The organism is Candidatus Poribacteria bacterium (assembly GCA_026706025.1).
Classification (GTDB): domain Bacteria; phylum Poribacteria; class WGA-4E; order WGA-4E; family WGA-3G; genus WGA-3G.
Genome location: JAPOZO010000063.1, coordinates 129,044 through 144,798 on the forward strand (window position 1 = coordinate 129,044; position 15,755 = coordinate 144,798).

Here is a 15,755-nt window from a genome sequence, read left to right on the forward strand (position 1 = left end):
TTATTCACAAGGGACACACTTCATGAAACACTTTTTGTATATCTTACTCAGCTTGAATTTCTGGGTTGTATTTTTGTTACCCCACACGACCGATGCCCAACTCACCGGTGAAGTTATCTTTAGACACTCTGAATTTTCTAACGAACTCTGGGTGACCAATGTGGAATCCCCGCGCACCCCGCGTAGGATTTTAAAACACATCAATTCTATTTACGGGCTATCTGTCCAAAAAAATGGGAACTTTCTCGTCTTCCTTGCTGACGGAATCGGTCATACAACAGGCGTTTATCTTCTTGATAGAATGCAGCGGCGGCCAGAAGCACGTAACCTCACACATCATCATTTTGAAGAAGTTTTAGATGTATCCATCTCCGCGCAAGGTGATGTTGCCCTCACAAACATGTTGAGTGACCCCCCGGAGGACCGCGGGCTCTTTCTCATTGAAAAAAAAGAACTTAAACATTGGCAACCAGAAGTCAAACTATTAAAACGAGGCGAAGTTTTTTCCGTTGATTGGTCCCCAGACGGCACTCAGATTGCCTACGAGAACAACAACGGTATATTTCTGTTCAATCTGTTGACTCGAAAGACGGTACGCCTGCGTTCCCGTAGAGGCGAATATTTCCCTACTTTTTCACCCAATGGGAAATACCTCGCTTTCGTTCGCAAAAAGCCAAACGTGGCTGATCAAATAAGTGTCATCTCTCTTGTGACCCTGCAGACCGTGAAAACCATAGTACCAGAAGCCCACACATATATCATAGGTTTCAACTGGTCCCCAGACGGACAGTACATCATTTACACAACCCCGGGCGGCGGAAAGTTGAAAAAATTATATCACAATTGGGCGGTATCGCTCTCCGGCGGTGCCCATCAAAAACTTTTGGACATCTCTAAGAAGGGTGTGTTCATTTTTGATTGGACCAGCGCGGTATATGCCGTTGACGCTACCCACAAGTTGACTATACTCTGGGGACAACTCAAACAGCAGAACGAAAACCGTTAGAAGATTAATCAGTCTTCCTTGTTTTCACCCCAGTGGTTTCTTTTATCACTTGTTGACATGGTCTCTCCGTCATTTGGGTTATGATTCCCTTTTAACCTTCGCGACAAAGAAGCCCACTGATGTCTTGAAACACATCGGTGGGCTTCTTGCTTTCCATTGAGTAACACAAGAGAAGTCGCACGAAAGCAAAGAAGTTTGGGGGTATTTGAAATCGAATCTCCACGTCTCCGCTATGAGTCTCGAAAGCAGAGAAGGCGCGTATACGAGTCTGGGTATAAAAGTCATGAGTTATCTCATGTTGCTACAAGTCAGTATTTCACAACGACGCACATTCATCAAATACAACTTCAACTCACCGGAGAAAAACAGATTCTCATAGAGTTCATGGCGAATTTTCATAAACCTACCCCTAAAGAACCTTGATAATTAGTGCTTTAGGAAAACTTTTGAGAAATATCAGTTAATCAAAAATGTATTTGTCGGATGACCAAAAATCAGTGAACAAGAACACACAATTCACCCATTATTATATCTAATATCTATTTTATGCAACCTTTCGTCCTAACATACGCGTTACAGTAATATGAGGACTCTATTTTTTGTTTCGCATTACATGAAATACAATAGAGCTGACGCAAACTTAGTACAAGATGATAGATTTTTGACTTTTAAATAAATCCCACTTATCAGGATGATTTTAGGGGAAATGCGTAAGTCCTATAATATCAAATCTGAAAAATAAATTCGCATTTAAGAGATTTTGGAATTCATAGCAAGGCGAATGTCTGAGGCGCAATAAGGCAGGGCGCATTTAGGCGGGTACGTCTCAAAATTGTGCGACTACTAACCGGTTTTTTATTAACCAGAAGCCGTTACTCAGAAATGGTATGAGTTACCGCGACATGTCAAAAGGTGTTCATATCCAGCAGATGAAAAGGAGATTATGGCATTACGAACCGAACTTGAGACGAACCATTCTTTTGGCAAAATCATCGGCAAAACCGAAAAAATGCAGCACGTATTCACCCAGATTCAAACGGCGGCAGCAGGAGCTATTAGCGTCCTGATTCAAGGCGAAACCGGGACCGGGAAAGAATTGATCGCAAAATCAATACACGATAACAGTCCTCGGAAAGAAGGACCCTTCGTTGCCATCAATTGTGCTGCAATACCAACCGAATTGATTGAAGGTGAGTTGTTTGGCAATGAACCCGGGGCTTTCACCGGCGCAATCGCGTGGCGGATCGGATACTTTGAACAAGCGGACACTGGGACACTTTTTCTTGATGAAATTGGGGATATGCCACTCATTTTGCAAGTGAAGTTGCTGCGCGTCCTACAAGAACGGGAATTTCAGAGACTTGGTGGTACAAGAACCATCTCCATTGACATCCGGGTTCTGGCTGCTACGAATCGGGATTTAGAGGATACTATCAGAGATGGATATTTCCGTGAGGATTTGTACCATCGCCTCGCGGCATTCCCTATCGCGGTTCCGCCTCTAAGAGATCGGCGCGAAGATATTCCTATCTTGGCACAGCACTTCGTAAAAAAATATGCCGCAGCTGCCGAAAAACCCATTCGCGACATTTCTGCTAATGCCTTACAAATGTTGATGCAGCATGACTTTCCCGGTAACGTGCGCGAACTGGAAAACACCATTGAGAGGGCAGTTTTATATGAGACAACGGACCTACTGCAACCCCAAAGCCTCCTTTTACATCAGACGCAGGAGCGTTCACAATCCGCTGCAAGCAGCCCGACGGGTGACACTACTATTCTTCCGCTTGACGAAATCGTCCACGCACTCAAAGTGACGGACAATAATGTCCCCGCTGCAGCACAGGCGTTGGGCATCGGCAGATCCACACTTTATCGGAAATTGAAGGAATATAACCTGCCACAGTAAAATGTTGTCTCAATATGGGACAGTATCCCATATTGAGACAACACGTCGGAACCCGTGTTATCAAAGGCTTGGTCCCCGATATGCCTCCCAAACTTGTCTCATTTTGGGATAATTGACGAAAAACAACTTTAAGCGATCCGATCACATCGTGTACAGCCTGGATCCCGCGTACCGCCTTGACGGACAAGGTATAATAGGGCAATGATAAGAACGTTTTCACCGATTGGCACGGTTCTTGCTTAAGTTATTAGTGAAGTGTAAGCCAAATCCTTAGATATTAGTTGTGTCTTACACAAGGTATTGAGGCATTTTGGTGTTGCATCGCAGACTGTTCCAACAGACGTGGTCTCTCGCGATGCGACTTTTTTCGTTTGACAATAACGCTGGAACGTGCTATTCTTAGGCATGTTTCCTACTGTTGTCATAAATATTTTTGTAAATGGCAGCCTCCAAAAGTTTTAGAGGTGCGTCACCGGTGCGCCACCACCAAGCGATGCGGCACTGCCATAATCGGGCTATGACAGTGCTAACTTAATTGTAGCACAAAACATCCATGTCTTGGCAACTTTTAAGTTAGCACCTTATACAGAATACAGAGGATTGCCACAGAACGCAAAATACCTTCTATCCGTATCAGGCAATCCGAAAATAAAGGAGAAAATCGAATAAAAAAGTCTTTGTCTCAAATCATTGCCATTGCCTGCATCCTCACTATAGGGTTCATCGGGCTCTTTTCACAAGTGAAAAGCACAGAGGCTAACCCCAGCCATAGATCGCAAACGCATCAACTCGTTACTTGTTTAAAAAAAGAGGTACTGGGGGGTTTGCCTTTTTATAACATTTGTGACAGTTGGACAGAGTCCTTAGATCCTGTAGATGTTTACCCCGATCCACACGAAATCGATGCCCATGGCAGGCACGTTCACGGACCTCACGGTTTTAAGAAAAATCAACATGTCTACGACAATGTTACCATGACGGTGACTGGTTGTAGTGATTGCGATGAGGATGATTAAGTCGCCTGGTGGATGTTTTTCTCCAAAACATCCACACAGTCCAATAGGAGCCGTAACATGAGAAAACTTATGATAGGGGCTATCCTCTCTGTCACCTTTGCTTGTGGATGTTTTTTCTACGCGAAGTGGGATACACAAAGAGTTGCCGACAGCGTGCCCGAATCACCCATTGTAGAACAACAAACTGTTGACGCACATCCACATGAGCATCCACATGAGACCCCCGTACCGGAAACCCCGCCCGCAAAAACCAGCGTGTTTGTACCTAAAACTATTATCGTAGAAAATTCGGTTTCCACACCCCCAAAGCCTGAAGATAGCACAACGCAAGTAGACGCGGCGGAACAGACCGAGGATGTGAAAGAAAACGGTGCAGCGTGGCAAACCGATGATGCACACGAACATAAAACCACCCGAAGTCCATTTGCCCGAGAACTTCCAGATATCAGTGAAATGGATCCAGATGAACTGGCCGATATGCTACTTGTCGGGCTACTAAAACGTTTTGGTGACATCCCCGAGGTTCACACATTTATGGAATTAGAGCGAAAGAGGCTCAAGAACCAGCCGTGGTCCTTGGATGAACGCATTGATTTTACGCGAGCTCAGTATCATCTGTGGCCAGATCCAAGAACCAAGGAAACCCTGGAGATTTTCTTGGAGAAAAGAGCCGCCGAGTATCCAAGAGGCACTAAAATCGTGAGGTGAACACAATGAAAACTTTGAACGCTTTACTCGTTTGTTTTATGGTCGTAACTGTGCTATCGGGTTGCAGCGCGAGGCACGCCAACGCGCCCTTCCCCAACACACCAACGGCTCACGATCAACAGGATCCCCCAGAGCCCTTCGTACTCGTGAACCCAATGCGGGATGATCCAGACAATCCCAGTCCACACAATCCGCTGATTAAGAAGTTCGGGGATATTCCGGAAGTCCGCACGTATATGCGGCTGCAGCAAAAATTCTACACGGGGACCGGAATGACCATTGATGAGGCAATAGAACTCTACACTGCAGAAGCCCATCTCTACCCCTCAGATGCCACAAAAGCAAAATTAAAAAGGTGGGAAAAGGACAGAGAGCGATACATAAAAGAGGGGATACCATTAGGTGAAACCCCTGTATTGAGGTACGCCGGGAGCACTTCACATTTTTATCACCGAGGCCCCAGTGGCTACTACAACGTCAGAACGCTGCCAGATGGCACGCGAATCATAAATGATTGGAGCCTCCCCGGAGGGAAAGCCGTCATCCCAGCAAAAGAAACATCAAAATCAGAAAGTGCTGCTGCCGATGCTCATGATCAAAATTCAGTTTCCACCGAAGATGAGGAGTGATCGCTCGCGATAATGCTCAACCGCTCAATGCTACTCAAATCGGTTCTCCTCGGTGGTTTTCTCTGTGTTGTCTTCTGGATTCGTGTTCAGAGTGTCGGCGCAATACCAGAAGGGCATTTCACAGGCGTTGACGCTTATCTCTACTATTTTCAGGCACAACAGATCTCGGATCAGGGGACATTACCCGCCCGCGATATGCACCGGTGGCTGCCCCTCGGTAGGGATAACGAGCAACTCCTCAACCTCTACAGTTATACCCTTGCATACACTCACAAAACTGTGGCGTGGCTATACCCTTCTGTCACACTTTATGATGTTACCGTCTACATGCCTGTGGTCTGCTTTTGTATCGGGATCGGCGCGCTCTGTCTCTATCTCACTTGCTCCTTCGGGCTGCTCACTGCGAGTCTCGTCGGTGTGCTTTTGGCAACGCTCCCGGGGGCCATCAATAGAAGCACTGCTGGCTTCGGCGACCGAGATGCCTACTGTCTGATGCTCGGTCTCCTTGCCGTTGTGACCTATCTTGTCTCTTTCCAAGCAGGAACACCCCGCAAACGGCTGATTTGGACGATTGTGAGTGGCTTTCTTGTCTTTCTGGGCGGTATGAGTTGGGAAGGTTTCGGTGTCTTCCTGAGTGTGATTATGGTTGTGGAGCTGTGGCGATTCCTCTCTTCCGAAAGCGAAAACAACTTCGGCCTCTATCTGCTGTGGGTGTGCTGCTTTGTTCCAACACTCTATCTTGCCTCACCGGGCTATCGGAACGGCTACGGTTTTGCCGAACACCTCTTTGCGTTTGTGCTTGTCCCACCCGTTGTGCTTTTAGGCATACGCGCCCTTCGGTACCTGTTGCTGTCAAAAGTAGAAAAACTCCGCCCGCATGCCCGCACCCTTGCGCTCGGAGTGATGGTGGCAACCGTGTGCCTTGCAATCGGGTATGTTTTGATACAACGAAACACCTTCGCAGAAACGACCGTGCCGTTGAGTCAAACCCCCTTGATGCAAAGCATTGGTGAACTCGTACACACAGATTCAAACTATTGGAGAATGCTCTACGGATATATCTTTGTATTAGGCATCATGGGACTCATGACGACAGCCATGCACCAGTGGAAAAACTATGGTGCCCACCTGATCCTGCCGCTTACGCTTTTTACATTAACCACCTTTTTTAGAGAATACCCTGATAGCTGGTGCGGGACACAGAATACCAATATCCTCTTTTTCATTGCTATCGCTGCAACTGTGATGACGATCATGTTTATGGCTTGGCGGCGTGACTTCCGTCCGAAAAATGAACTTGCTTCTGTAGCCGCCATTGCATGGTTTCTGATTTGGACAGCCCTCTCGCGTGATGCAGAACGATATTCCATCTTTACCAGCCCTGTCCTCGCTTTCTTTACCGCGGAACTCATACAATTCTGTAGCGCGAAACTCTGTAACGTGAAACTGATCCAAAAACTCAGCGGACGGATACCACAGCGGGTCCTGAAAACAAGCTTGGCACTCGCAATGCTTGCAGTTCTTATATGGATCCCTTCTCCATTCGGATACGCCCAGAAAATCCGGCATGCGACACATGTGCGCAGAAGCATGCCGATAAACAGCACCGTTGCTGAAACTTTTCAGTGGATGAAAGCAGAACTCTCACACTCGGCTGTCGTCGCTACGGACTGGATACACGGTAGCCAACTCAACGTCCTTGGCGGTGTCAAAACGATTACGGACCAGGACACTTTCATACAGCATTGGATCCATCTTTATTACCGATACCTCTTCTGTGGACAATCTGAAAAAGAATTCCTTCAATTCCTAAAAAGCCACGGGGCAACCCACTTGATGTTAACTGAAGTCGACATCGTTGCGGATGCACTCACCTATTCTGTTATTGGAAGTCCATCCGAACACGACAAGCACTTTGAAATCATTGTACTCCGAGACCCAATATACGAAAAAGGAAATATCTTTCTATTTCCTGAAAAAGCAACACCCTTTTTCGGGAACATCCAGATTGATATGCATCCAGAAAACAACACAGCAACCACCGCTATACTTGTCCGCAAAAAAGGGATAGCGACGACTCTCCCTTACGTCGCTTTTGAGAATAAAAAACGCACCACCTCCGAAAATCAAGACGGGTCAAAAACAGGAGGCATCCTCCTCTATTTTGATGAGTCTCAGAAGTTCCAAAAAGGCTATTATGTCCCGCCCATCGCATGGGAGAACGTCGCGATCCGCCTGTTCCTACGAGGCATCCCAAGTGACGCGTTTAAGCTTGTTTACGAAACTCAAAAAACTGGCGGAACGCCTGTCAAAGTTTGGGAAATACACTACCCTCCCGACATCCAACCGGATCTAAAATACCTCAAAACCGGTTTCTCTGAAATAGACGAGGATTTACAACTGCAATAAACATGCTCGCAAACACGATCACAATCGCTTGCCCAGTCTTAACCTTTGCCGTTATGGCCCTCTTTGGACATCAGCGCGCCCTATCCATCGCCTTGATTTTCACCATCGCCCTCATCTTTGCACTCGATGCCGTTGATGGCTACATCGCCCGCAAACGCAACAAAACCTCTAAACTCGGTGAAATCCTGGACACCCTCGCTGACAGAATTGAGGAAGGCAACATGTCAAAACTCACGATCTCCGAACCTCCTCTTAAGCAACAATCTGCTAACGGTTAAATGTTGGTGGTTGGTGGCTATTTTGTTTGCGGTTGGTTGTTCTGCGCGATTACTGAATTTCGCCGCGGATGGTGAGTGCGCTTGCGACTGAAAGGAAGTCTCTACCTTCTTCGACTCTGTCGTGGTGGTAGCTGAGACCGAGGTGGAAGTTTGCTGTAATATGCGTGCTGATTTTGTAACCGACGCGCAGTGTCGTCTCGTAACGCTCGGAACGTTCCTCACGGTTCGCACCGAAATTTTCCCTGCGAATCGCCCAAGAGAGGGTATTCGTCAGTTCCAAGTCGTGTTTAAGTGGGATTCTGCCGAAAAACGGAAACCGTATACCGTTTTCTGTGCGATACCGATAGTCAATACTAAGATTTGGTGTTACGATCAAAGCCTTACTCTGTATGCCGCTCCGTTGTTGGTCTCGGAGTGTCGTGCGTATACCCAATGCTGTCCGCGTTTCTTTACCCCATGTGTGTATCCAGCTGAGTGATGGCGTGTGTGCCGTGCTATCGCTAAGCGTCGTTTCCAGTGTTGAATTGTCTCGTTTTGTGAAACTATAGCGCAGTTGAAAACTGGAGGCTTCTTGTGCCTTCAGTTTTAAATCGGCTTCGTAGGACTCGGCGTGCGACGTGTACGTGCTCCCTAAACTTTTCCGGAAACTTTCAGACGTGCTGAAATTTGTTCCTAAGGATGCCCAACTCCACGGGTCTACCGAGCCGCGAACTGTGTAACGATTACTGCGCCGGGAATTCGTCCGTTCCTTTGCGTCATCCGCAAGCGACCAAATTTCTAAGGCAGACAACCCGGATGCAAGCTGCCGATACGATTCGGTAGCCGTAAAATTGGCATTCGTGCTAATCGTGAAACTTTTCAGAATTCTATGCAAGATACCATCTTGTGCTGCTTGATCGCGAGTAGAACTCGCTCCTACACTATTTCCTGTCTCACCTTTATCGCGTTCAATCCAGGTGCCGCGGTTTTCTTCTAATTCTTGGATCTGCGTCTCGTCAATACCACTTTCTCGCAACTGCTCAATTGTTTCAGGGTTTCCTTCGTTACTTGGCAAGGATAGGGAATCGGGGTTAGAAACCCCTCCTACTGAAGAGGGTGATGTGCTGTCTTGGGGGCCATCTGTAGGGTTCTCAGGGTTTGGCGTTTTTTCAGGATTCAAAAACCAGCTGAACCACTTTTGAACGCGGAGGTTCATGCCGAGGCTGACATTACCGTTAAGGGATGCGTTTTTTTGTTCTCTGAACCAATTCTCACGAAAACTCATACGGCTTGTTACAGTCGGACGCATGCCGAGCAAATCTCGATTCAATCGTGGTGTCAGGGAGAGTCGATGCTCCCGTTCAGCGATTGAGAAATCTTGTTCAGGAGTTTCCTCAGGTGCTTCCGGTTCTGTCGTTACACCACTTGTAAGGGGTGTTCTATAGTTCTGATCTTCACGTCTCTCAAGTGTCCGACGGACATCGTAACTTGGGTTCAAACTGAATATGTTTGTTGGGCTGATGTTGAATGCTATTGTGCCACTATCGGTTTTTTCGTCTCTATTTCTGCCGTAACCATAACTATAGTAGGATGTTGAAGTTGAGGTGGTATCGGTTGCCGTTTCTGGTTTAGCGAGCACATCTTCGTGGCGATACTGTACGTTAACACCGAGTTTTGATCCGAGTTCATATCGGAAACTGCCAGTGTAGAGGTGACTAATTTGCGTGCCTTGACGCTCGTTCCAAAAGTCTTGATAGTTATATGCGAAGCCGAGATTTGGGTACGGATTTCGATTGAATCGGACAGAGAAATCTCGGGTACGGGTCTCACTTTTCCCGCTCTGGAAACTGCTGTAACTACCACGCACGCTTTCAGTTTCAGTGTCTTGTTGTCGGATACCGTACCGGATCGGCAGCCACGGGAAAATGGTGACATCTGCATCAACGTTGTAGTCGTTGTTTGTGGTGCTATACCCGCGTGAAGAGAGCCGTTGTCTGCCAATTTGACCGGCACCGCTTTCAAAGTCTTTATCTTGACTTGCGTAACCGCCACGCAACTTCATGATATTGCCGAGTGACATTGACATATTACCGCGACGCGCCCAGCCAGCACGTACAAGTGGATCACCCAAGTGAATCTCATTCACCCAGATGTCACCGCTGATTTCACGACCTGTATCGTTGCGGATACCGAGCAGGATACCACCAATATTTTTGATAGAGAGCCGTGTGTTGTTTCTACCTCTGATTGTGAAACCATCTGGGTGTCCATCTGGGGCATCGTCTACGCTTTCGGGGTTGGTGGTAGGCACGGGTTCTCCAATTTCTGTTTCTACGCCAACCGGAACACTTGAAACATGCGCATCCAGATCAGGGTAAGCATTTCTACGCAGGTCCCGTAGATCAATTTCAATTAACTTCCAACCTTCAAAGTCAACAGGTACTGTGTATTCATAATAATCTGTTAGGTTCTCGAAAACGTTAATATCTTCTTCCTCTGCCTGGTTAACAAACGGATCCGAGCTATAAAATGAGCTGCGATAGCCGGTACGAACGGTCGGTGCGAGTTGCAAAACGAAGGTTGTATCGCTTTTGTCGCCATAGAGCCAAAAGCGCAATGTGTCGTGCTTACTGAAATCTTGACCATCGCTTTGGGTTACGCCTTTCAGTTGTTTGGAGGTAACACCGTAAGAACCAGGAAACAGGTAATATTCAAGGCTCAGCGTCTGTTCGCGTTGCTGTTGTGTTTGGAAACCCAGCGAGGTTGCTGTAAATGGGTGTAACTTCTTGAAGAGTTCATTATCTTCAATATCGAGATACGCGCTCTGATACGCATCGTAACTGAAATTATCCTTTGTACCGACGATAAACTTTTCGATTGTATCTTCCACAATTGTACTCGTTGAAAGTGTTTCGCCTGTAAGTCCAGCCTCTGGAGTTGTCTGTTGGGTTGAGCGAGTTATGATACCTTGTTGCCATTTATTTCCAACAATCTCGATTGATGCCCACTGCAGCGTACCTTTCGCACTCCCTGGAGCGTTTTTGCTCAACCAAAGTCGGAGGTGTTGCACAAAAACGAGGCTCGGCACCCGAGAACCTGTCGGCGTGAATTTAGAGAGTGGGATACTGAGAAACATCCAACCGTTAGCATTTTTACTTTTTACCCATTCATTCGGGATCTCGTTCAACGGGATTGAGATTTCAAAATAGGCGTTTATAGTGTCAAGCACGCCGTCACCGTTCAGGTCTTCGCTGTCCAAAATCTGGTTACCGCTACCGACAGATGTTCCTTTGAGGTGGCCATCGTAATTCCATCCTATGTCTTCCCCAGTATCGAGGGCACCGTTCCCGCGATAACGGTCTACATCTGATAGATTCTCTAAATCCAAATCCAAGGCATCGATACTGCCATCACCGTTTGTGTCTGTGAGTGTGTTTGGAAGGTCTTCGCTATCCAAGCGTTGGTCGTCATCTGTGTCTTCATTTACTACGCCAAGGTTCAAGTGTAGCGTCACATTATCATCGCCTTGAACGCGCATCCAGATTTCAACGAAGCTACGTTCGGAATAGTCAACCCCCGAAGCTGAGACACCATTTGAGAAGCCGCCCCATTCTGCCACTACATCTGTAAAATCATAGCCGAGTTCCATGATAAGACGTTCTTCGGTAGAGAGCGAGAGCGGCTGAATTGAAGATGCGGGTACATCTCGATTTCGCATATAGTTTCCAACTGCTTCCGACTCGTTTTTGTCTTTAAGGGCGACTTTAAAAATAACTCTGTTCTCACTTGTCGGTAGAATATTATAAACATCACCAGGTCCGGGGGTATCCTCCGAGATATAGGGAATGCTACTCTGTTTCCAGTTATATTTCAGCGTCGGCACCGTGGTTGATTCCTTCGCTCCTTCCATGCTATCAATGAGTGCGACACCGATGCTGTTCGGGTTGTTGTGTGAATAAGCCGCTTCTCCACTGAAGTCGAGCGAAAGTGGGATGTTTCTCACGTTAATAAACGGTAGTAGATTGAAGACCCCGGCCATATTGAATGCTCTTCCGAAACTTGTGTTTATGTTGAATGCTTGCAAACGGTTTGGAACGCCGTTTACATCTGGTATTTCTGCCGGTTTTTGCCCGGTATTCAGAATATAGCCTGTTGAAAGCATAAACCCTTTTTGGAAGACAGGGTTAAAATAATTCATGCCACCGCCGTAGCCGCCGTAATAGCTTGCACCTCTCCGCGACCTACCGCCCAGACTGCCGAAACTCCCATAACCACCACCGAAACCGCCGCCGAAACCGCTACCGAAACCACCACCAAAGCCGCTCCTGCCTAAACCGCCAAGACCGCCTCTCCGGCCCGCCAATGACTCACCGAATGCATCCGTTGTTCCATCACCGAGCCGACTTGAATCCATTGATTGGATACCACCGAGGCGATCGAATCTATCTTCGAGGCTCTGTTCTCTCTCCGATTTAGGTTTCGGTTTGTGTGTGTACTCTAACCAAATACCCGCTACCGCTTGTTGTGACGAACCGCCAAAAGGGGTCTTTTCAAATTCCACAACGATTTCATCAAATTCATCGAGTTGTCTGAAGAATCGGATGGTACCGACTTCATAGAGCATCATATAGTCCGTGTCCCGCGTCAGAAGTTGACCGTTTAATCGAACCGTCTCGCTGTTGGGAATCACAAACAACCCAACATTGTATGTTTCTGATTGGTATGTATAATCTGCTATAAGCGTGTAGATTTGGGCATCTGTCCGTACACCTTCGAGGTAAATGGCAGTGTTGTTAAGCGCGTCTCGGTAGGCGTAATATGGGTGGTTCGGGTCTATTATTTCAAAAGGGTTTGTCCATGGGAAACGCAGTAAACCTCTGTCGTAGTCTATGAATTGGGCATCAACGTTGCCGTCCCCATTTTGATCCAAACCGAAGATTTCAATATAAGGGACGAGCCCCTGATTCGTCTGGAAAGTTTCGTTCTGTCCTTGTCGGCGGATCGTCAGTTGGAAGTCGCGTGGGTTGATATTTCGGCTGCCGAGTTGGTAAACATGCGTCGCCTCCGTGCCACGAAACCCTTTTTCCTTCAGCACGATGTAGCCGGTCTCTTCTCCCTCTTCGTCAATCGTACCATCACCATTTTCATCAACAAAGACGCTGCCCGGTTTACCAATCGTACCGCCGCCGCTGCCGGTGTACTCATAAGCAACGACGATAGTATAGTTTGCAGAGATCGGGGAGAGAAATTCTATCTCACCGGTATCGTAGTCGATATTATAGTCCTGTCCAGCGAATTGTGGGTTAAAATAACCTTGACTCGTTCGTTTACCGCCCTGATTGTTGCCAACAACGCCGTCGTCGATGTAAATTTCTTCACTTCCGTGTTTGATGGGTAGGTAGCCTTCGTGTAGTAAATCGTCTTCGCCTTTGTGGATGTAGTAGTACCGGTTTTTGACGTAGTTGGTGTCTGGGATCTGGATCCCCGGCGGTCCGTAGCCGTATCCGCCCCCAGCACGCCGAGATTGTCCCCGGAAAGTACGTACCTCGCGTATCCCTTTGCTGCGAGAACCGAAAGCGGTCAGGCGCGTATTTTTCCATTCAAAGACACCCTCAAGTCCGAACAGATTTCGGTTGATGTTCAAAAAACGGGTGTTCGGCAGATTGAGCGTGATGTCACCGAACGAGATCGTTTTTATAATGTCTTCCGGTTTACCTTCATACCATATTTTAATTTTCTGTTCCTTTGTACCGCCAAGACCGTATCCACCACCATAGCCGCCGCCATATCCACCGCCATAGCCACCGCCCCCAAAGCCACTTCCACCAGCACTATAATCCACGGCGATATGTGTGCGTTGCCCGACGCGACCGTGTAGCCCAAATTGTTGTATCTGACGCAGATTAAAGCCTGTTGCGCGCGGGATACCACGGCTGCCGTATCCGCCGCCCCCAAAGCTGCTGCCATAGCCGCTGCCGTATCCACTTCCGTAGCTGCTGTATCCGCCACCGCCATAGCCAGAACCGTATCCGCCGCCCCCAAAGCTGCTGCCATAGCCAAAGTCTTCGTAACCGTAAGACGAAGTAAGTCCCAAGTCAAGCCCTGATGAATAGCTGCCGTAACCGCCGCCGTAACCGTATCCACCGTATCGGTTCAGATCGCCTTCACCGAAATAGTGCGTCTTGTTTGCCTCTACAGTTACAGATTGTAAGCCAGTTATTCGGAGATTGGAATCCATCGGCAGGGCGATACCTTTTTCGTCGCGTTTCGGTTTCGGTTTCCAATCATAGAGTTTACCGAGGTCTGTCAATTCGGGGGGATTCCGCCATCTGCGGAGGCTATCCAGATAGGGTTGGATGCGTCTGCCTTCTTCGTCTTTCTTGGGTTGTGCCTTTTCGTCTTGCCAGATGAAATGCTTTGGAACATGATCGGTATCGAAAGGGTTACGGTTAAACAACCCAAACTCACTGCCGTTTCTTTCTTTCGCTGATGTTTCAGGTTCGTCTGGATCAGGAACAGTAACGCTACTACTGGGTGTTGTGGTTTCTGCTTGTGTTTCGTCGTTTTCTTCAGCAATACGACTTATAGCAACATCAGACGTTACAGAAAGGACAGTAATAAGGATAAGCCCAATTTTGAAAAGCAGCCCCAGGTATCTTAAAAAGTGGTGAACTGCCAATTTAGGTAATGGATTTTTCTGCACGTGTATTCTCGTTTGTAGCATAGGAAACCGTTAGTTTCCTGTGCCGAGTTTCGTTATTTTTCAGCAATTTTTGTGGCGGGTGAACGCGTCCAAAGAATCCCTTGACCTTGAAAACGCGCCCGAATTGTCTAATCTACTAAAAATGCCCCAATTAACTCGCGTTTCGTCGGCACGGTGTATCACCCGCGATTCGGAATCTTGACTTGAAACGAGAAATTGGGACATTATGTTTACATGAATTTTGCAACGCCACTATATTATTTGTCGCTCTCTTTGAGTTGGCCCCATGTTACCGCTAACTTCTCTGAAGCCTCTACCGCTTGGAATTGCTTTGTAAGCCCTTCCATCACCTCAGCGATCTCGTCCTCGTCTAAAGCTACATTGTAGACAGCAACTTCATCGATGATGCCTCTCAACGGTCCGTTTTTCCCATCAGGGCCCTGCGCGCCGATTATAAATGGCGCGTTGTTCGTTGCCGGTTTGCCCGCGGCACCGCGTGGATTAAATTGCTCGCCATCAACGTAAGGGATCAGATTCTTTTCGTCGTACACACCAGCGACAAAGTGCCACTTCCCATCAGTGACCTCTTTACTACCTACCTGTAGGTCTTGTGCGCCGCCAGGGAGCGTGAACCCGAAAGTCATCACGCCGGGGCGAATCCACATCGTATAGTTTCGATCGGGCCACGCCTCTTTGCCAAGGATAATTTGGTATGGATCAACGATCTTAGGGACTTTTATCCACGCGGTCATTGTCCACTGCTTAAGGTTCATAACATCCGCATGCGGTACGCGTACATGACCACCGTCGAATTCAAGGGCGTTGTCAAATTTTCCATCAGACCACGCGACCTCACCGACGATTTCACCATGATGCCCGTTACCTGATACATCTTTAACGATTTCGCCAACTCCTTCATCAAAGAGCCAGACCCCTATTGCGTCGGCACTGGCACTGATAATCCCAAAGTAACAGAAAATGCTCATAAAAAGCATTAAAACAGTTATCTTTTTCATGTTCAGTATCCCTCCGCATATAAAAATAATCTTTTCCTTTCTATTTTATCAGATTTGGTATGAAGTTGCACACGTTTTTTCTCTTGACACCGCCTATACCTC

General features: G+C 47.4%; 9 protein-coding genes. 7 read left to right on the forward strand and 2 right to left on the reverse strand.

Annotated features, from left to right (window positions below; all coding sequences use genetic code 11):
- Positions 1-22 precede the first annotated feature (22 nt).
- The 7 genes from OXH00_15480 to OXH00_15510 all read left to right on the forward strand — a co-directional run bounded on the left by OXH00_15480 (position 23) and on the right by OXH00_15510 (position 7,955).
- The gene (locus tag OXH00_15480; protein ID MCY3742416.1) at positions 23-1,006 is read left to right on the forward strand and encodes a hypothetical protein; all 984 of its coding nucleotides are present in this window, start codon (positions 23-25) and stop codon (positions 1,004-1,006) included.
- Between the two features lie 205 nt (positions 1,007-1,211).
- Positions 1,212-1,385, forward strand: a complete 174-nt coding sequence (locus OXH00_15485) for a hypothetical protein (protein MCY3742417.1) — start codon at positions 1,212-1,214, stop codon at positions 1,383-1,385.
- Between the two features lie 564 nt (positions 1,386-1,949).
- Positions 1,950-2,915: a sigma-54 dependent transcriptional regulator gene (locus tag OXH00_15490; GenBank protein MCY3742418.1), complete on the forward strand. Its 966-nt coding sequence runs from the start codon at positions 1,950-1,952 to the stop codon at positions 2,913-2,915.
- A gap of 1,073 nt (positions 2,916-3,988) precedes the next feature.
- Entirely contained in the window at positions 3,989-4,639 is a 651-nt protein-coding gene (locus OXH00_15495) for a hypothetical protein (protein MCY3742419.1), read from the forward strand.
- A gap of 5 nt (positions 4,640-4,644) precedes the next feature.
- On the forward strand, positions 4,645-5,268 hold the full coding sequence (locus OXH00_15500) for a hypothetical protein (protein MCY3742420.1): 624 nt from the start codon (positions 4,645-4,647) through the stop codon (positions 5,266-5,268).
- Between the two features lie 12 nt (positions 5,269-5,280).
- On the forward strand, positions 5,281-7,677 hold the full coding sequence (locus tag OXH00_15505; GenBank protein ID MCY3742421.1) for a hypothetical protein: 2,397 nt from the start codon (positions 5,281-5,283) through the stop codon (positions 7,675-7,677).
- A gap of 2 nt (positions 7,678-7,679) precedes the next feature.
- Positions 7,680-7,955, forward strand: coding sequence for a CDP-alcohol phosphatidyltransferase family protein (locus OXH00_15510; GenBank protein MCY3742422.1), 276 nt, complete (start codon positions 7,680-7,682; stop codon positions 7,953-7,955).
- Positions 7,956-8,004: 49 nt separating this feature from the next.
- On the opposite strand, the gene OXH00_15515 is transcribed toward OXH00_15510, so the two are convergent.
- Both OXH00_15515 and OXH00_15520 read right to left on the reverse strand, forming a co-directional pair.
- Positions 8,005-14,658, reverse strand: coding sequence for a hypothetical protein (locus OXH00_15515; GenBank protein MCY3742423.1), 6,654 nt, complete (start codon positions 14,656-14,658; stop codon positions 8,005-8,007).
- A gap of 236 nt (positions 14,659-14,894) precedes the next feature.
- Positions 14,895-15,653, reverse strand: a complete 759-nt coding sequence (locus OXH00_15520; GenBank protein MCY3742424.1) for a LamG domain-containing protein — start codon at positions 15,651-15,653, stop codon at positions 14,895-14,897.
- Positions 15,654-15,755 lie beyond the last annotated feature (102 nt).